At 38.0% G+C, this 17,852-nt stretch carries 21 protein-coding genes; 9 read left to right on the forward strand and 12 right to left on the reverse strand.

Features of this window, described 5'->3' with window-relative positions:
* The first annotated feature begins 39 nt into the window (after positions 1-39).
* From BN988_RS05300 to BN988_RS05315, 4 genes are all read left to right on the forward strand, one after another.
* The gene (locus BN988_RS05300) at positions 40-765 is read left to right on the forward strand and encodes an alpha/beta hydrolase (RefSeq protein ID WP_036573846.1); all 726 of its coding nucleotides are present in this window, start codon (positions 40-42) and stop codon (positions 763-765) included.
* Positions 766-893: 128 nt separating this feature from the next.
* Complete coding sequence (locus tag BN988_RS05305; protein WP_036573847.1) at positions 894-1,412, forward strand: YjcG family protein; 519 nt, start codon at positions 894-896, stop codon at positions 1,410-1,412.
* Positions 1,409-1,831: a GNAT family N-acetyltransferase gene (locus BN988_RS05310; protein ID WP_036573850.1), complete on the forward strand. Its 423-nt coding sequence runs from the start codon at positions 1,409-1,411 to the stop codon at positions 1,829-1,831. Before BN988_RS05305 ends, BN988_RS05310 begins: the two co-directional genes overlap by 4 nt.
* 135 nt (positions 1,832-1,966) lie before the next feature.
* Positions 1,967-2,671, forward strand: coding sequence for a YetF domain-containing protein (locus BN988_RS05315; protein WP_081779357.1), 705 nt, complete (start codon positions 1,967-1,969; stop codon positions 2,669-2,671).
* A 192-nt stretch (positions 2,672-2,863) separates the two neighbouring features.
* On the opposite strand, the gene BN988_RS05320 is transcribed toward BN988_RS05315, so the two are convergent.
* The 3 genes from BN988_RS05320 to BN988_RS05330 all read right to left on the reverse strand — a co-directional run bounded on the left by BN988_RS05320 (position 2,864) and on the right by BN988_RS05330 (position 3,793).
* Entirely contained in the window at positions 2,864-3,118 is a 255-nt protein-coding gene (locus BN988_RS05320; RefSeq protein WP_036573854.1) for a hypothetical protein, read from the reverse strand.
* Positions 3,119-3,209: 91 nt separating this feature from the next.
* Entirely contained in the window at positions 3,210-3,590 is a 381-nt protein-coding gene (locus BN988_RS19145) for a hypothetical protein (RefSeq protein WP_231495193.1), read from the reverse strand.
* Positions 3,581-3,793: a hypothetical protein gene (locus BN988_RS05330; protein ID WP_036573855.1), complete on the reverse strand. Its 213-nt coding sequence runs from the start codon at positions 3,791-3,793 to the stop codon at positions 3,581-3,583. Before BN988_RS05330 ends, BN988_RS19145 begins: the two co-directional genes overlap by 10 nt.
* 192 nt (positions 3,794-3,985) lie before the next feature.
* Here BN988_RS05330 and BN988_RS05335 point away from each other — a divergent pair, with 192 nt between their 5' ends.
* Positions 3,986-4,444 (forward strand): CotY/CotZ family spore coat protein, encoded by a 459-nt coding sequence (locus tag BN988_RS05335; RefSeq protein ID WP_036573858.1) that lies wholly within the window; start codon positions 3,986-3,988, stop codon positions 4,442-4,444.
* Between the two features lie 41 nt (positions 4,445-4,485).
* Here BN988_RS05335 and BN988_RS05340 read toward each other — a convergent pair whose 3' ends face one another.
* Both BN988_RS05340 and mgtE read right to left on the reverse strand, forming a co-directional pair.
* Positions 4,486-5,064, reverse strand: coding sequence for a CotO family spore coat protein (locus BN988_RS05340; RefSeq protein WP_036573860.1), 579 nt, complete (start codon positions 5,062-5,064; stop codon positions 4,486-4,488).
* Between the two features lie 120 nt (positions 5,065-5,184).
* Positions 5,185-6,567, reverse strand: a complete 1,383-nt coding sequence (gene mgtE / locus BN988_RS05345) for a magnesium transporter (protein ID WP_036573861.1) — start codon at positions 6,565-6,567, stop codon at positions 5,185-5,187.
* A 419-nt stretch (positions 6,568-6,986) separates the two neighbouring features.
* On the opposite strand from mgtE, the gene prpE reads away from it, so the two are divergent.
* On the forward strand, positions 6,987-7,727 hold the full coding sequence (gene prpE, locus BN988_RS05350) for a bis(5'-nucleosyl)-tetraphosphatase PrpE (protein ID WP_036573863.1): 741 nt from the start codon (positions 6,987-6,989) through the stop codon (positions 7,725-7,727).
* 35 nt (positions 7,728-7,762) lie between these two features.
* Here prpE and BN988_RS05355 read toward each other — a convergent pair whose 3' ends face one another.
* The 3 genes from BN988_RS05355 to BN988_RS05365 form a co-directional block, all read right to left on the reverse strand.
* Positions 7,763-8,635 carry an RluA family pseudouridine synthase gene (locus BN988_RS05355; RefSeq protein WP_036573865.1) on the reverse strand — a complete coding sequence of 291 codons (873 nt, stop codon included), beginning with the start codon at positions 8,633-8,635 and terminating at the stop codon, positions 7,763-7,765.
* Positions 8,636-8,769: 134 nt separating this feature from the next.
* A complete protein-coding gene (locus BN988_RS05360; RefSeq protein WP_036573867.1) occupies positions 8,770-9,573 on the reverse strand; it encodes an NAD kinase in 804 nt (267 codons plus the stop codon).
* Between the two features lie 32 nt (positions 9,574-9,605).
* On the reverse strand, positions 9,606-10,214 hold the full coding sequence (locus BN988_RS05365) for a GTP pyrophosphokinase (protein WP_036573869.1): 609 nt from the start codon (positions 10,212-10,214) through the stop codon (positions 9,606-9,608).
* 183 nt (positions 10,215-10,397) lie between these two features.
* Between BN988_RS05365 and BN988_RS05370 the strand changes: the two genes are divergently transcribed.
* From BN988_RS05370 to BN988_RS05380, 3 genes are all read left to right on the forward strand, one after another.
* On the forward strand, positions 10,398-10,976 hold the full coding sequence (locus tag BN988_RS05370; RefSeq protein ID WP_036573872.1) for a CYTH domain-containing protein: 579 nt from the start codon (positions 10,398-10,400) through the stop codon (positions 10,974-10,976).
* Between the two features lie 140 nt (positions 10,977-11,116).
* Complete coding sequence (locus tag BN988_RS05375; protein ID WP_036573874.1) at positions 11,117-11,497, forward strand: globin domain-containing protein; 381 nt, start codon at positions 11,117-11,119, stop codon at positions 11,495-11,497.
* A 17-nt stretch (positions 11,498-11,514) separates the two neighbouring features.
* Positions 11,515-12,411, forward strand: a complete 897-nt coding sequence (locus tag BN988_RS05380; RefSeq protein WP_036573876.1) for a ClpXP adapter SpxH family protein — start codon at positions 11,515-11,517, stop codon at positions 12,409-12,411.
* A gap of 568 nt (positions 12,412-12,979) precedes the next feature.
* Here BN988_RS05380 and pepF read toward each other — a convergent pair.
* The 4 genes from pepF to spxA all read right to left on the reverse strand — a co-directional run bounded on the left by pepF (position 12,980) and on the right by spxA (position 17,727).
* Positions 12,980-14,797, reverse strand: a complete 1,818-nt coding sequence (pepF, locus tag BN988_RS05390; RefSeq protein ID WP_036573881.1) for an oligoendopeptidase F — start codon at positions 14,795-14,797, stop codon at positions 12,980-12,982.
* A 135-nt stretch (positions 14,798-14,932) separates the two neighbouring features.
* On the reverse strand, positions 14,933-16,108 hold the full coding sequence (locus BN988_RS18300) for a competence protein CoiA (RefSeq protein ID WP_051557689.1): 1,176 nt from the start codon (positions 16,106-16,108) through the stop codon (positions 14,933-14,935).
* A gap of 138 nt (positions 16,109-16,246) precedes the next feature.
* On the reverse strand, positions 16,247-16,954 hold the full coding sequence (gene mecA, locus BN988_RS05400; protein WP_036573883.1) for an adaptor protein MecA: 708 nt from the start codon (positions 16,952-16,954) through the stop codon (positions 16,247-16,249).
* A gap of 377 nt (positions 16,955-17,331) precedes the next feature.
* A complete protein-coding gene (gene spxA, locus BN988_RS05405; protein WP_036573885.1) occupies positions 17,332-17,727 on the reverse strand; it encodes a transcriptional regulator SpxA in 396 nt (131 codons plus the stop codon).
* Positions 17,728-17,852 lie beyond the last annotated feature (125 nt).

Genomic DNA, 17,852 nt, shown 5'->3' on the forward strand with positions numbered 1-17,852 from the left:
GAGAAAAGTATCCGACTTTCAAATATTGGGGGGTTCAAATTGGGAAGAAAAGGCTCCATGACAGAAAAACAAATCGAAAGTAGCTATTTGAATGAAACGATGATTTTAAAACTCTATCTGCCAGAATCATTCTCACCATTATACAAATATAATGTTTGTATCATGCAGGATGGAAATGATTATTACCAAATGGGACGGATTGCTACCCTTAGTGACCGTCTTCATGATTCTCATGAAATAAGTAATACCATCTTTATCGGAATCCATTACAAGGACAAATATGATCGCCGAGAAAAGTATCATCCAAACGGAGAACAGAATAAGGCATATATTAAATTTTTGGTACATGAAGTCGTTCCTCTGCTAGATGACTTGCTCCCGACGTACCATATGGGACAATCACGAGCACTTATGGGAGATTCACTAGCAGGTACACTCGCCCTTATGACCGCATTTAAATATCCACATACATTTGGAAAAGTCGTTATGCAGTCCCCCTATGTAGATGAAATAGTCTTGCAGGCAGTTGAGGAAGCCACATCTATTCATGGGATTGACGTTTACCATACGATTGGTACAGCGGAAACGGCAGTTGATACAACAGATGGTCAAACCCTTGACTTTATTGAACCGAATCGAAAGTTACATGAGCTACTAACTGCAAAAGGGCTTAGCTATGTGTATCATGAGCTAGAAGATGGAGAGCATACTTGGAAATACTGGCAGCAGGATATGAAACGTTTACTTACTACTATGTTCGCATAACCTTAAACGATTTTGCTGAAAAATATAAAAATAATTACCTTGTTCCTTTTAATTTTGTTATAATATAAGGTACACTAAGCTGGTTCTTAAAAAGATACAGTCGTCAAAATATAGAGGAGGTTTTCATAATGAAATATGGAATAGCTATTTTCCCATCAAAAGCTGTACAAGATGAAGCAAATTCATACAGAAAGCGTTATGACCCACATTATGCATTAATTCCACCGCATATTACGCTGAAGGAAGCCTTTGAAGCTGACGAACAAACTGTCCATGAGTTTGTGACAGAGTTGAAGCATATTGCCAATGATACAGAACCATTTACAGTAAACATTCGAAAAGTAAGTACTTTTGCGCCTGTGACAAATACGATTTATTTAAAAGTAGAGCCAAAACAGGAATTGATCGATTTGTTTGAGAAGATGAACCGTGGTAAACTTCCAGGTAATCAGGAATTTGCCTTTGTTCCCCATATTACGATTGCCCAAAAGCTATCCACTGAAGAATATTCCGATGTATATGGTAGCCTAAAGATGAAGAACTTTGACTTAGAGGATAAAGTAGATCGTTTTCAGCTTCTTTACCAACTGGATAATGGTTCATGGACTGTTCACGACTCCTTTGTATTCGGAAAGGAAAAAGTTTGAATATAAACATTGTAGAAACAGACGCACAATTAAAAGAAGCTTATCATGTACGTATGACGGTTTTTGTTAAAGAACAAAATGTGTCACCAGAGGAAGAACTGGATGAACATGATAAAACAGCAACACATCTTGTAGGCTATGAAAATGATCAAGCAATCGCAGCTAGTCGACTGCGCTTCGTAGAGGGATATGGAAAACTAGAACGAATTTGTATACTAAAGGAACACCGTGGTAAAGCATTTGGTTCGCAAATGATTGCTGCCATGGAAGACATCATCTTATCTAAGGGATATAAAAAGGCTAAACTTAATGCGCAAACCCAAGCGCTTCCATTTTATGAGCGCCTAGGGTACAAAACGATTTCCGGAGAATTTATGGATGCCGGAATCCCACATGTAACAATGGTAAAAGACTTGTAAAACACCTCCCTGTGAGGTGTTTTTTATTACCTCTTTCTCTTCTACCTTTATCTAACAGATTACGATTTACTATATGAATAAGAGTCCCTTTTTCGGGTAAGCTAAGGCTTAAATGCCTAGAAGGGGGCAGCACCTTTGAATAATTATCTCTCCATGTTATCCGACACTCTTTTCGGGTTTGCAGCATTATTCTTACTTACGAAGGTATTGGGTAAAACACAAATTAGCCAATTAACACCTTTTGACTTTATTTCAGCCCTGATCCTTGGCGAACTTGTTGGGAATGCATTGTTTGATAAAGAGGCCGGTATTCCAGAAATTGCGTTTGTCATCATCTTATGGGGCGTGCTGTTGTACCTGACAGAAATTATTACGCAAAAGTGGAAAAGAACCCGTGCTTTTATGGAAGGAAGTCCTGATATTATTATTTATAGGGGTAAGCTTATCCGGGATACAATGAAGAAATGTAAGCTTGATCTAAATCACCTTCAACATTTGTTACGCGAGAAAGATGTGTTTTCTATACAGGATGTAGAATATGCTATATTAGAAACAAACGGCAAAGTCTCTGTATTAAAAAAGGCTGCCAATCAAACACCAACAAAACATGATTTGAAAGTAGCAACACACGATGTTCACCTTGCCACGACACTTATTAATGATGGTGAAATTATTTACGATAACCTGAAGGAGAAAAATCTCACAGAGGAATGGTTAATCGAAGAATTGCACAAACAAGACTATTCAAGCCCGAAGGAAGTATTCTACGCAGAATACATAAAGGATAAGCAACTTTTCCTACTTCCATTTACAAACCGAGAACATAAGCGATTTAAATGATATTAGGACAAAAATGCTTTAGTTAAAGAGAAATCCGAACTAGGATGTTTTTTCATCTAGTTCGGATTTTTCTGATGCTTGAAGAAGTGGCATTCTAATTAGTGTAGGGAAATATTCTTAATCATTTACCTTTTGACTGATTACATGAGATATTTCCCGTTCCGCAAGCCCCTCTTCGTTAAATATAAAAAATTAAACACCTGCACTAAAATTCTTACCTTTGCCGGTAATTTGCCCGAAAAACTTATTAGCGTGCAGATCTTTTTTTGAAGGAGATTGCTGTACTGGGCCATTTAGACGTTCATATTCTTTTTCGATACGTTGATGCTGTTCTTCTAAAATTACTTTGAAAGGTCTTTCAATATAGTGTGGATTTTGTTTTGTTTCCGTAATCCGGTTTTGGTATTCATTGTATTGGTAATGAGAGATTGGAAGAATATAGCCCATATAAGCGCCTCCTTTATAGATAATAAATTTGAGAAGTAAGCTATCTTATTGGTTAGTTATTTATATATACCCTTCTCTCTAAAAAGTATTCCTACAATTTCTCCATCGTCTTCTCCAATTCATTTGCAAATTTCTCTACATCGCTGATTTTAGCTAAATATTCTTTCTCCCAAGCTTCAGCTTCCTTATTAAATTGGTTAAATTTAGACTCCGGTTGTTTTAGCCATTTTTCATTTTTTTCAAGATGTTTTTCAATATCTCGAATGTGTTGAAGCCAACCGGGTTCAGATACTTTCATCAAGAGACCCCCTTTGTCATTAGAAACATTTGCACTCGTTCGTCTTTTAGCGAATGTGTGTTTTTTCTTATAGAATCCAATCACGTCTTCATTGCTTTCAGGATAGAACTCACGCTTTGCAAACGTAAAATAAAAAGCAGCTACAAAATAGCTGCCAGTTTCATTTAAAACCAACCGAAAGGATCTCTTCTTCCTTCTTTCTCATCTGCTTCATTCACAAAGTCTTCTCTATCTTCGTGGTGTACATCTTCTGCTTCTTCTTGTGTTCTTCCGCCAAAAAATGGATTTCGATGATGCGGTCTCCTTGGTTCTATATAAACGTTATCCGCCTTTATAACAAGGTCTTTCACATGAATGACTTGTTTTCTCTCAGACACTAGCTTCCACTCCTTTTTCATGTATGTTCGTTATTAGTCTATGTTACAAAATTAGGCTGGTGTAGACATTCGCCCGTTTATACGGATAAATATCTAGATTATTTAGGATGGATGCCCACACCATCTATGCGAAAACACATACTCTAGTAAAGACAAATGAGTCAATTTCATTTTTGAAGGGAGTAATAATTCATGGGTTGTGGAAAAGATTTTGAAACAGGAAACTGTGTTTGCGATATTCTTAGTGAAATAGTTGAGGCACAGAATGACGTCATTGAAAATTGTTGTGACACGAGCTGCGAACAGTCAATCACGGACTTACTGGGGGAAACAGATAACGGCAATGGTTTAGATACAGTTCCGGTAATCCTTTACTGTAAAGGAGACTGCAAACCATTCCAAGGGTACGGTGCACATCCAAGCAATATCGGATACGTTGTAGGCAGCTTCTACTTCCGAGTTAAGAAAATCACAGATGATTGTTGTGCAGTTCTAGAACTATTAAGAGATCCTGGTGATGAAAATCCATGTCCGAAAAATCCAGTGGAACAAGAAACAAAGCCACTGCGCGCGACTGGCATTTGTATGACTGTAGACCTTAATTGCTTCTGCCACGTAACATGCCTTCCTGCAGTTAATGCACTTAACTAAGGAAATGAAAAAGGCTCGAGGATTATATCCTCGGCCTTTTTTTAAAATCCCAATAATTTTATATGTTTGATGTCATCTAGGTTGATCTTTGTACTTTGTTTCCTGTTACCTACTTTAATATATACATAATTGTCCTCAGACCCGGTAATGACACCCCGGTACGATCTTTCTCCTGTTCTAATTTCACAACGCATTTGCGGAGCATAACTGGGTGTCGCCACGAAGTAAGCCACCTTCTCTTCAATTGTCATGTCTTTAAACTTAGGTCGTTCCTTTTTTTCTGTTTCTGTTTCTCTTACGGGGCTTTTGGTTTCCTCATCATGCTCGGGAACCTTTTCCTCATATTTTTTTTCGACTATTTCTCCAAATTCTGGTTCATCCTTCTGTCGTTTTTCCTGGTGTAGTGCCTGTTCTTCTAAAAAGCTGCGACGTCTTGCATGAGTACTAATCGGCCCTAGAACTTCCTTTTGCTTTTTCTCAACTGGTTTCTGCTCTGATGCTAGATGCTGCTTCTTTTCTGCATTTGTATAAGAGGTATATTGCATGGGAGCTTTTGGGTTACTTTCTTTTGGTTGGTGAATGTAAAGCAAGGGGTCTTTTGCAAATCGTTTCTTTGCCATTCATAATCACTCCTTCCTTTCTCATTATATGAACCCATTTTTATAAATGTGTGAAAGAATTATAACGGAATATTTGACTAAATATAAAAAAGCACTCGACAGAAGAGTGCTTTTTGTCTTTTAAGTTAACAATCCCATAAATGCTGTTGCCATTCCAAAATAAATGAGGATGGAGATAATATCATTAATTGTTGTAATAAACGGACCAGATGCTACAGCTGGATCAATATTAAAGCGATCCATAATAATTGGAACGAGTGAACCAGCTAGTGTTGCCACAATCAAGGTAGCAAGAATAGAAATCCCGACCAACAGTCCGAGGAAAATATCTCCCTTCCAGAGATAAATAACCAATGTGATGACAATTCCGCAAACCGCACCTGTAATTAATCCCGTTACTGCCTCACGCAATATCAGCTTGGTCTTGCCCTGCTTGCCGTAATCGCCTGTTGCTAGACCACGTACCGCTACCGCCAATGCCTGTGTACCAGTATTCCCAGCCATTCCGGCAATTAGCGGAATAAAGATAGCTAGAACAGCAACTTGTTCGAGCGTTTGCTCAAACCTTCCGATAAGACTGGCAGTAAACATCCCTAAAAAGAGCAGAATGACTAGCCAAGGAAGCCTTTTACGGGCTGTGACAAGGGCACTATCCGCATGTCTGGTGGCTTCCGTTACACCAGCAAGACGAGAATAATCCTCACTAGCTTCCTCTTCCATAACGTCTAAGATATCATCGACCGTAATAATTCCTAGTAGGTGATCTTGAAAATCTACAACTGGAACTGCAAGAAAATCATAGTCACGAATCATTTGAGCAACTTCTTCTTGGTCCTTTGCAACGGAAACAGCAACAATCTTTTCATTCATCATTTCTTCCACTAATGTTTCCTCAGAGGCAACTATTAAGTCCCGAAGTGAAAGGACACCGACTAATCGCTTCTCTTCATCAACTACGTATAAATAATAGATGGTCTCCGCATCAGGAGCTTCTTCTTTCAACAGTTTCATGGTCTGATCGGCAGTATAATGCTTGTACGTGGAGACAAACTCTGTCGTCATAATACTACCAGCGGTTTTTTCTTCATAATGAAGCAACTGTTTGATTTCATCAGCTGCCTCTTTATCCATAATTGTCAGTAGGCTTGCAACCTGGTCTTTGTCCAGTTCATTTAATATATCAACTGCATTATCTGCCGACATTTCAGAAAGCATCATGGATGACATTCTCGGGTCCATTTCGGCCACGATAAAGGTGGTATCTTCAAGGTCGACATTTTCCATAACGTCCCCAAGCTCTTCTGGAGACAAATAAGTATAAATTTGCATACGGTATGCTTTTTCCTGCTCCATAAAGAATTTCGCTTGATCATATGGATGCATATCTAGAAATTCATCTCGAAACTCTTCTATTTTTTCATGCTCTAATGCTTGTTGTAACTTTTTCCAGTGTGCTTCATATTGTACTTCGTATTCTTCATCATAGCGATTGTTAGATTCCATTGAAAAACATTCCTTCCGCTTGAAAAAGCAAGCTAGCCTTCTTCTAGAAGCTTACTTATTCTTGGCAATTCTTCATTCGACACTGACTTTCAATTCTATTTTGTGGTAAGTAAAGTCTACTATTTATTTTCCCTGTAAAGTAGCATTAAAACAATTTGGTTTCTAACTAAATAATGGATATAATAAAGTGAAACTTCAAGCAGCGGGGGTTTTCATTCTTCCCCTACTGCTTGTTCGTTGAACGAATCGGGGTTAGCGTCCGCTTACTCCCACTAAAAACTTAACTGTTTCACCTCATGTTTTGAAGTGAGAGTCTCACGGACGGTTGCGCAATTACATTTTAGATTAGTTAGCAGGGACGCGATTTATGATAATCCAATTTTTACAGGAAAGCAAGAAAAATTATAAGGATGGGTATAATGGAAAAAGTAGATATTATCGGTGACGTGCATGGCTGTTATGAAGAACTACAAAACTTGTTTGAAAAGCTTGGCTATCAAAAAGAAAAGGAATATAGCCACCCCGATGGAAGGATTCCTATATTCCTAGGTGATATTACTGACCGTGGTCCTCAATCGTTAAAGGTTATCGAGCTTGTCTACCACCTTGTTATTATACAGAAAAAAGCTCGTTATGTACCAGGAAATCATTGCAATAAGCTCTATCGTTTTTTTCTCGGTAATAAAGTTCAGCAGCGTCATGGTTTGGAGACAACTGTAGCAGAATACAACCAGCTTTCTAGAGAAGAACAAGCAGAAGTTAGACAAAAATTTATGACATTATACGAAAACGCCCCATTATATCTGCAGATTCATAAGATGAAAGCTATCGTTGCTCACGCTGGCATAAAAGAGGAATATATTGGTCGATCGGATAAAAAGGTTAAAACCTTCGTACTTTACGGGGATATTACCGGTGACTTTACAGAGGATGGACGGCCTGTAAGAAAAGACTGGGCAAAAGAATATGAGGGAACAGACTGGATCGTTTATGGACACACACCTGTCATGTCACCAAGAATCGTCCACCGCACGATTAATATTGATACAGGCTGTGTATTTGGCAATGCATTAAGTGCCTTTCGACTACCTGAAAAAGAAGTTGTGAATGTTCCATCAAAACAGCCTTTGATGAAAGAGAAATTTACTTACTTCAATTAAATAATTTAGCAAAGTTCTCTTAAAAAAGCTCTTCTTTAAAGAAGCTGTTTCATGTCTTGCGGCAGTTCCTGTTGAAAGTGCATGTCCTCATTGGTTATAGGATGTTTAAAGCTAAGTGCATAGCAGTGCAATGCCTGTCTCCCGATCCATTTGTCATCTCCCCCATACAAGGTGTCGCCTACTAACGGGTGACCAACATAACTGAAATGAACACGGATCTGATGTGTGCGTCCTGTTTCCAACTGAATTCTTAGCAAGGAATAGTGGGCGTATTCCCGAACTATTTCATAATGGGTGATGGCCTGTTTCCCATCCTTCCGTACCATTCGCTCTATAATAGAGTCTTCCTTACGCTCAATTGGTGCATTAATTACACCCTTTTTGTCTGAAGGGGCTCCCTCAACGACTGCCTGGTATTGACGTTTCACTTTTCCATCCTTTTGGAATGCTGATAACCGGGAGTGACTGTAACTATTTTTAGCCACTAGCATAAGTCCTGAGGTATCCCTGTCTAAACGTGTCACAATATGAACCGTGTTCGTGACATCATGGTTTTTGTAATGGCCAAGTAATGCATTAGCAACTGTTCCTGTAGGCTGTTGTAAAGACGGGATAGAGAGCATTCCAGCCGCTTTGTTCAGGACGAGCACAGCATCGTCTTCGTATACGATGGATAACGGTGTATCTTCGGGTTCCATATAAGCCCCAATTTTTTCTTGGGGAAATTCTACTACAAGCTTGTCCCCTTCTTTCAATTCATACCTTACATTTTGGTTTGTACCGTTAACGAGGATGTTTCCTCCATTAAATTTAATAGATTTAATCATTCGCCTCGAAAACCCGTGTTCTCGCTGTAAGTATGTTCGAATAAGTAATCCCTCATGTATTTTTCTAATAATCCATTCCATTTTAATGCTTCTCCTTCATTGCAAGAAATCTTTCTGTAAGATTGTATTTATTTACTTTGTAGTTGATATTAAATATCAAATTAAATCACTATTTATGCGTGAAAGCAAATGTTATGTGCCAAGGTCTCATAACCCTAGCTATTTTCTTCAGCTACAAAGGAGTCGCGTACTCTGTTCCAAAATGGAAATTGACGAAATCTTGCAAAGCGGATACGTTCTTCAGCTACCCGACACTGAATGGATTCTACGTTAGTGTAATTTGTTGTAAAATGGTCGATTGCTATTAGAAAACTACGATCAACGGTTGGTCGTAAAATGCATGGATGGTGTTTCGGCAGGATTAACGGTGAACCAATTGTACGGAAAACACGGTTATTAATAGATGCCATTTCTGTTAACTGGATTGCATCGAGTGATGGGTGAATAATAGCACCACCAAGTGCTTTGTTATAAGCCGTACTTCCAGAAGGTGTGGAAATACAAAGGCCATCCCCTCGGAAGGTCTCAAACCGTTCTCCCTTTATTTCTACATCAAAAACAACGGATCCGTCTGCTGTTTTAATTGTCGCCTCATTAAGTGCAAGAAAAGTATCTTTGCTTTCGCCTGTCTTCGAGCGTATCGTCACTTCTAATAAAGGGTATTCCACAATCTGAAAAGGAGTTTTAGCAATCTCGATAATCAATTTTTCCACTTCTTCAGGGACCCAATCTGCGTAAAACCCTAAGTGTCCTGTGTGTATTCCAATAAACGAAGTTTCGCTTAATCGATGAATATACCGGTGGAATGCTTCAAGAAACGTGCCATCCCCTCCAATAGAGATAACCAATTCAGGTTCTTTTTTATCATATTCTAAATCAAAATCAGTCAAATACTGTTTCATCGTTGCCTTCAGTTTATTTGAACGATCATCGCCCTTTGATACGATAACAAACTTCATGTATTCATCCTCCTTATTTAAATCAGACTTTATTATTTCCTATGGAACATTCTCTGGGCTTCCTGTACTTCACTTTTTATTTTAGACATTTCTTCATCGAGCTTGAAAGCCGCTTCTGCTGCACGCTGTAATCTTTCTTTCACCTCAGTTGGTATTCTGCCTTTATACTTATAATTCAAGGAATGCTCATTTGTTGCCCAAAAGTTCATGGCTAATGTTCTAATTTGAATTTCTGCCATAAGAATTTTCCTACCATCAATTGTTTCTACAGGGTATTCGATTATAAGATGATAGGATCTGTATCCACTATCCTTTTTCTCTGAGACGTAATCCTTCTCTTCTATAATCGAAAGGTCGTCGCGGCTTCGGAGCATCTCTACAATGGTATATATGTCATCAACAAACTGACAGACTACTCTTAACCCTGCAATATCCTGTATTTTTTGTTCAATATCAGTCATTTTAATCTGTCTACTTTCAGCTTTTTCCAAAATACTTGGAACAGGTTTAACTCTACCTGTAATAAATTCTATTGGTGAATGCCTTGATTCATATTCAAATTGCTTTCGTATCCCTTTAAGTTTTACTTTTAATTCTTCTACTACCTGTGTATAAGGTGCAAGCAACGCTCCCCAATTCACATTAAACACCACCTGATTTTCTTCTAAATCGCGCAATAAAGCCCGTTAGCTCTATGTACGAATCGTCAGGATATAATTCCCATCCTATTGTACCATAATCTAACACAATGGCTAATCTTTGCATATTTGCTTCGCATTAGCCATAATCAATACTAACCAATTTAAAATAATGGAGAGAATAATGTGACACAGGAAATTGAGATTGAATATAAAAATATACTAACAAAAAAAGAATTCGAGTTACTATTAAATATGCTTCCTTTTTCAATAGAAGGTAAAACACAAACAAATTACTATTTTGAAACAAAGGATTTTCGTTTAAAAGAGAATGGAGCAGCACTACGAATTAGAGAGAAGCAAGGAGCTTACCAACTTACGTTAAAGGAACCAAATGAGACGGGATTACTGGAGACGCATGACACCTTGTCCGAAGAGGAAGTAGATAAGTGGTTGAGTGGAAAGCCAATAGCAAAAGAGCATACGCAAAAACAGCTAGATAAATGGGATATTACACCATCTACCCTAACGTACTTTGGTGCCTTGACAACAGTTCGACGAGAAATTCCGTATCGTGATGTCTTACTGGTACTTGATTATAGTACGTATAATGGGCAGGCAGATTATGAACTGGAGCTTGAAGCCCCATCCGAGGAAGTTGGCAGATCCGTGTTTCAGTCGCTACTTAAACAATTTGCCATACCTGAGCGAAAAACACCTAATAAAATACAGAGATTCTTTCAATCCTTAGATCCAAGAGAATAGCTTAATGCTTCATACAATCAGATTATTTGCCCACAATCCCTTCCGTTGCTACAATATATACAAACTTCAAATCAAAAGCACTAACGCATCTTTTTATAGGGATGGTCTAGAAGCTTTTATAATAGCAAGGGGAATTTTCGATGAGAGAGACTGGAACAATGTTTGAGGCAATTGGTGGTTATGAGACCATTGAACGACTCGTCAATGCGTTTTATAAGCGTGTCGCCGTTAATACGGAACTTATCCCTATATTCCCGGAAGATCTGACAGAAACAGCAAGAAAACAAACATTATTTTTAACCCAGTTTTTTGGTGGACCTTCATTATATTTGGAGGAACGTGGGCATCCTATGCTTAGAAGAAGGCACTTACCTTTTAAAATAACTCCCAAAAGACGTGATGCCTGGTTAGAATGCATGGCGCAAGCATTAGTCGAAGCTGAAATAGAGGAACCATATCGCACAGCTATATATGAAAAATTAACGATGACTGCTAACCACATGATGAACACACCAGAATAACAGAAAGGAGAATCGATGTGAGCTGGAATCAAACAGAGCTTAGCTCAACACATGCCAACACATCGGGAAATTACAGCTTTTTTGATGTTCTGCAAAAACCAATTGAGATGTACGTTTTCGTTGACCCTCTTTGTCCAGAATGCTGGGCGCTTGAACCATATATAAAGAAACTTTCTATTGAATACGGTCGATTTTTCACTGTTCGTCCTATCGTAAGTGGCCATATTAACACATTAAATAGAGATCAATTTGATAAACCGAAACGGCTAAGGGATATATGGGAAAAAACTGCGAAACGAACAGGAATGAGCTGTGACGGTGATTTGTGGATCGATAATCCAGTCACTTCGCCGTGGCTTGCTTCCATTGCTATTAAAGCAGCGGAACTGCAAGGGAAAAAGGCTGGGAGACAATTCCTACGAAAAATTCAAGAAGAAGCATTTTTAAATAAACAGGACATTTCAGATGAATCGGTACTCCTGAAATGTGCAGAAAGAGCGAATTTAGATACAGCAGAATTCCAAAGTGATTTATACTCCTCTTCTGCAAAGAAAGCCTTTCAATGTGACCTTAAGTTAACCCAAGAAATGGAAGTTGACTATATCCCCACAATCGTTTTCTTTAACCAAATGGTAGAAGAACAAGGTATTAAGGTTTCTGGGCTCTATCCGTATGAAATTTATGTACGTGTATTACAAGAAATTTTACGCATTCATCCTATTCCATCAGAGAAGCCATCACTTGAAGATTTTCTAGCACATTATAATATCGTTGGTAGTAAAGAAATTTCTGTTGTATATGACTGGAGTCAGGCACAAACAGAAAAAGAAATGAAAAAACTGCAGTTGAAGCAAATTGTAGAAAGAATCCCTGTTAAATACGGCTCTTTTTGGAAATATGTCGGGAACCGATAATGACTTAAGCCTTTTTAAAGGCTTATTTTTTTATGTATGACTAGATGCCTCTCTCCTCCCTTTTTTTACAGGAGGTGGCGATTTATAAAAATAGAGGATATACGGGGCAGCGTATATCCTCTATATCTCTCTTTGTATAAATAAACAAAGGGGGATGGGAGAAAGTTTCATGATTCAAACAAAGGGGTTTTGTTTGTTCTCATCTTACAAACTAACTATACCAAGTTTGCTCGTATGTTTCAATAAGTATGTTCACATTTTCACAGAAGTGTCACACTTCTAAATTACGTCTAATAAACATAAGCATTATAATATGCAAACAAAATAAAAATGTGCTAGGAGGACCTACTGTGCAAGGCTTATTTCCCTTTTTTTTCCTTGTTCTGACCGTGTTCGCATTCTTTTTAAATATCCTTGGTTTAATGAACGTCATCCCTCTTTACCTTACATTACCAATCTTATTTATTTGCATCTATTTAACCGTTTATTCATTTACGAATAAAAAGGTTTATCGTGGGATGAGATAACAAAACAGGATGATCATTTGACCATCCTGTTTTTTGTTTGCTTAATTTTGTTGGGATAATAGTTCTTCCATTTCATTCAGCTTTTCTTCAAAGACATCTAGCGCGTCTAAAATTGGCTGTTTAGATGTCATATCCACTCCTGCCTGTTTTAAGACTTCGATTGGATAATCACTACTTCCAGCTTTCAGGAAGTTAAGATAGCGATCCACTGCCCCGTCTTCTTCAGCTAGGATTTTGTTAGCAAGCGCTGTAGCTGCAGAATAGCCTGTAGCGTATTGGTATACATAATAATTGTAATAAAAATGTGGAATACGGGCCCACTCAAGCCCGATCTCCTCGTCAGATACGACTGCATCTCCAAAATATTTTTTATTTAGCTCATAATACAGCTCTGTTAGTCTCTCAGCTGTCAATGCTTCCCCATTTTGCATCCGCACATGGATATCATGTTCAAATTCCGCAAACATTGTTTGACGGAAAACTGTTCCACGGAATCCTTCCAGAAAATGATTTAACAGGTATAGTTTTTCCTTTTCATCCTCTGTTGTTTTTAGTAAATGATCATTAAGTAATGCTTCATTACATGTAGAAGCAACTTCTGCAACAAAGATGGAATAATTTCCGTAACGGTATGGTTGATTCTTTCTTGTATAATAGCTATGAACAGAGTGACCAAGCTCATGTGCAAGTGTAAACATATTATTCACATTGTCCTGCCAGTTCAACAGAATATATGGATTTGTACCATACGCTCCTGAAGAGTAAGCACCGCTACGTTTACCTTTATTTTCTTCTACGTCAATCCAACGGTTCTCATAGCCTTCTTTAACAATGTTAAGGTATTCTTCTCCAAGTGGCTCTAATCCTTCTAAAACAACTTTCTGAGCCTTTTCGTATGGAATTTCCATGTCGACATCTTGCACAAGTGGTGTAAAGAGGTCATACATATGCAATTCATCCAGTTTCATTACCTTTTTGCGAAGTGCAGCATAACGATGTAACAATGGTAGCTTTTCGTTTACAGCTTCTACAAGATTGTCATATACCTGCTCAGGAATATTGTTGTTGTCCAATGCAGCTTCTCTTGCAGAGTTGTAGTTGCGCACTTTTGCATAAAAGTTATCTTTTTTAACGTTACCATTTAAAGTGGAAGCGAAAGTGTTTTTAAACTCACCATACTTTCCGTACATAGCTTTAAATGCTTCTTCACGGACGCGTTGATCTTTAGATTCAAGAAAACTAATATAGCGGCCATGTGTTAGCTCGACTTCCTCCCCTGATTCATTTTTAATACGTGGGAATGTCAAATCAGCATTATTTAGCATACCAAATGTCTGTGAAGCACTAGACATCGGCTCTGAAGCCTCAGCTAGCAATGCCTCTTCCTTTTGACTTAGAACATGAGGACGTTGTCTTGTAATCTCATCAAGTGTTTTCTTATAAGCTTGCAAACCTTGATTTTCCTTTAGAAAAGCCTCAACCTTTCCTTCTTCCATAGCCAAAATTTCCGGTACGATAAAGCTCATCTCACTTGAAGCTTGTGTCAATACATTTTCCGCTTTTGCGTTTAAACCCTGATACCATGAGTTGGTTGTATCCTCATCGTAACGCATATGCGCATATGTATAAAGCTTTCCAAGACGTTGAGATAATTTATCTTGTAGCAGTAGCATGTTGTACAAACTGTCAGCAGAATCAGATAATTTACCTTGGAACTCTGCTATTTGCGGAATATCCTTTTGTAGTTGCGCCAATTCTTCATCCCATGCCTGATCCGTTTCAAAGATATCTTCCAGTTTCCAGGTCAAATTCACCGGAAGTTCATTACGTTTTGGTAACTCTTTTGTCGATTTAGCCACTAATATTCCTCCTTTTTATCTCTTTAACTAGTTCTACAAATCAATATAGGAGCTCTGATTATAAACCCACTATAATTAGTATATCGAATTCAAGCGGAATAATGCTCGTATTTTGCTTAGGGTCCCGAAATTATTTTACCAAACTTTCCTTAAGAACTTTAGAGTCAATTCATTATCCGCCTTGATAGCGTCTTCGACAGTGGAAAAAAAGGATATGGGGCTGAGCTTCTGGTATTGGTTAGGAGTTGTTTCGCGAAAGTATCCGAGCTGACAAAGGAGCTGCATATACTCTGTAACGGGATTTGTGAAGTATTTAATGAGCGGAAAGATACATTGAGGATGTTGGACTTGTCTTAGCACAGCATTGAGTCTGTTAAGAGAAATTGTTCCACCGAGCGGCAAAGGAGATAGTATTTCGATCACGAGCTTACTTTGCCATTCCCAAAGGGGCTGCTTCATAAAATGCTGAGATGGCACTGGAATGTGGACAATAGTGGGTAGAAAATCACGATGTAGACCTTTTTCATAGAGCCATTTGTGCCATTTTAACTCTGTACCGAACTGCTTTATTGGTCTTATCCTGAAACGCGCTTTCTCTCTTTTCCATATCCTCCACAGTGTTTGTCTCTCGAAGTTACGAAAATGAAATAGTTCAGGAAACTGAATAGCCTGAAGCGTACGAATTTGAATTACTCCAAAAGCAAGGCCGTTACCTACACTATAAATATCCATAAAGTTTATAAGTTGAGTTGTATGTGGGCAAAAGAAGTAAATATTCGGTGGGGTCGCGGAAGTAAATTGGTGTATAAATAGCTGTAGGAAGGAGTCCAGTTTAAAACCGTTTGTTGATTTTCGCTTTAGTAGCTGCTCCCCCATAATCCAAATCGGAGTAATTCCTGCTCGTTTATAGCCGTTATTACGTTTAATGATAACTTCTGGCGGGATTCGAGCACATTGATATTCAATCGCAATCGTTTTTTTGTTGACCGTTAATAATATATCTGGGCGTTGCTGAATTTCTGGTAAATAGGCTTCTAGTTTCACTTGTAGTTGTTGAGCCTTCAACCACTGATATAGCAGAAGTTTCCCCTGTTCATGATAGGCGCTTTCTCCATTCACTGAAGTAAGACAGGCATCGGCATGATGGTGAGCAAAATGTGGTATCAATTTAGTACCGGCCTTTGGGATTACCCTGTTTCCACATGCAGGACAAGTAAATGTCTGCTTCTCCAACTTAAGTTGCTTAAGCTCAGCAGGTGTCAGGGTAGCAAGTGTGATGAGCTCACCCCCACTTGATTTAGCCTGAAGCATCCGATAAATCACCTCCTCACCATCCTTCATTCGACATTAATGGAGTAATTCCTTCTTTAATAATAGAGATATTCACTCCTGCCATAAGGACGCTAAGAAAAGTATGTAACAAAAAAAGACACTCCAATTATAGAGTGTCTATGCTTTGGCCGGGAAATACTGACGTACTTGCTCAAACGTATTTTCTTCAAATATTCTCTTACCATATTCTTCAAGGAGATGGATTGTTAGTTCCGAATCCTTTCCAAATTCGAATACCTGACTGATAATATCCTCCTGCGCATTCTCATCTAATAAATCTTGTGAGAATTCAAGATAGAGATAGTAGGCATTATCAAAGTGATAAAGCGTTTCTTCAGCACTTCCTTCAAAGTTCTCAAAATAGTGACTTAGTTGTATAACATCTTCAAAGTCCTTGAATTTGACGATAATCCATAGGTTAGCTGCTTCTAGCTCTTCATTGCCTTCTTCTTCAGTTGTTTCGTCGTCTAGTTCATTCGTTTTACCGAACTTTTCTTCAAGCATGTTTTCAATGTTTTTATTTACTGAGAAACCGGAAGTATTGCCTTCTTCTTCAGAAAGCTGAATGCTTTCACCATTTTTGGATATATTCGCATTCGTTACGATAATTTCTAGACCTTTTTCCAATGCTTGGACTTGAATCCATAATGGACCTTCCACATTGAAACCTTCTTTATAGTTTACCTCATCCATCATTTGCCAAAAGAGCTGTTCACTGCGCTCACGGTTATACCAAATTTCTTCTCTCTCGAAACCACGGTCTTCAATGTCCATATAAGAAATATAAAATTTCACCGTATTCTCATTAATTCTTTCTATTTCCATCGATAGTTCTCTCCCTTCTGGTCATAGTTTATAGGTGGAAGAGATAGCTTCACCTTAATCTATATAAATAAACCCTGTATTTCTATTACCCAAAAACAGCCTGTCTCTAACCATTAGTTAATTAGCATATTCCCCTTATATGGAAGGATTATTTCCTACTCTCATTGTATGATACTACATAAGTATTTGGAAATTAATATGCCTATATATTAGAAATAGTTAGTAACATATTCTAAACTATTTCCCTTCATTTGTCACGATGAATTTTTTGACAATATTACAACGTTTTCAAAATTGCACCAAAAAACCTGCACACCATGAAAAACGCGGATCATTTAAAATGAACCGCGTTTTTATTATTCATTTTTATTTTACGATTAGTTTACCATACGTTGCGCTTCACGTAACTGGAATGTACGCACTGTTCTTGGTAAGAATCTGCGAATCTCATCTTCGTTATACCCAACCTGCAGACGCTTTTCATCTAAGATTATTGGTCTTCTCAATAACCCAGGGTTTTTCTGGATCAAATTAAACAGATCCTTCATTGGTAATTGATCAATATTAACGTCCAGTTTTTGAAAGACTTTTGACCGTGTTGATATGATCTCATCAGTTCCATCTTCCGTCATACGTAAAATTTCCTTTATTTCATCCAATGATAATGGCTCGGAAAATATGTTACGTTCCGTAAACGGGATATCATGTTCTTCTAACCATGCTTTTGCTTTTCTGCAAGATGTACAACTTGGTGAGGTATAAAGTGTTACCATATAAAACTTCACTCCTCATTCTAAAGTGGGTTGAATTCATTTCATAACATTGAACAACTTATTAAATTAAAATAAGTTTAATTAACCCTTTATGTAAATTATACTACATTTGTCAAGCGAAAGGT

It is taken from the genome of Oceanobacillus picturae, from assembly GCF_000612865.1.
Taxonomy (GTDB): domain Bacteria; phylum Bacillota; class Bacilli; order Bacillales; family Amphibacillaceae; genus Oceanobacillus_B; species Oceanobacillus_B jordanicus.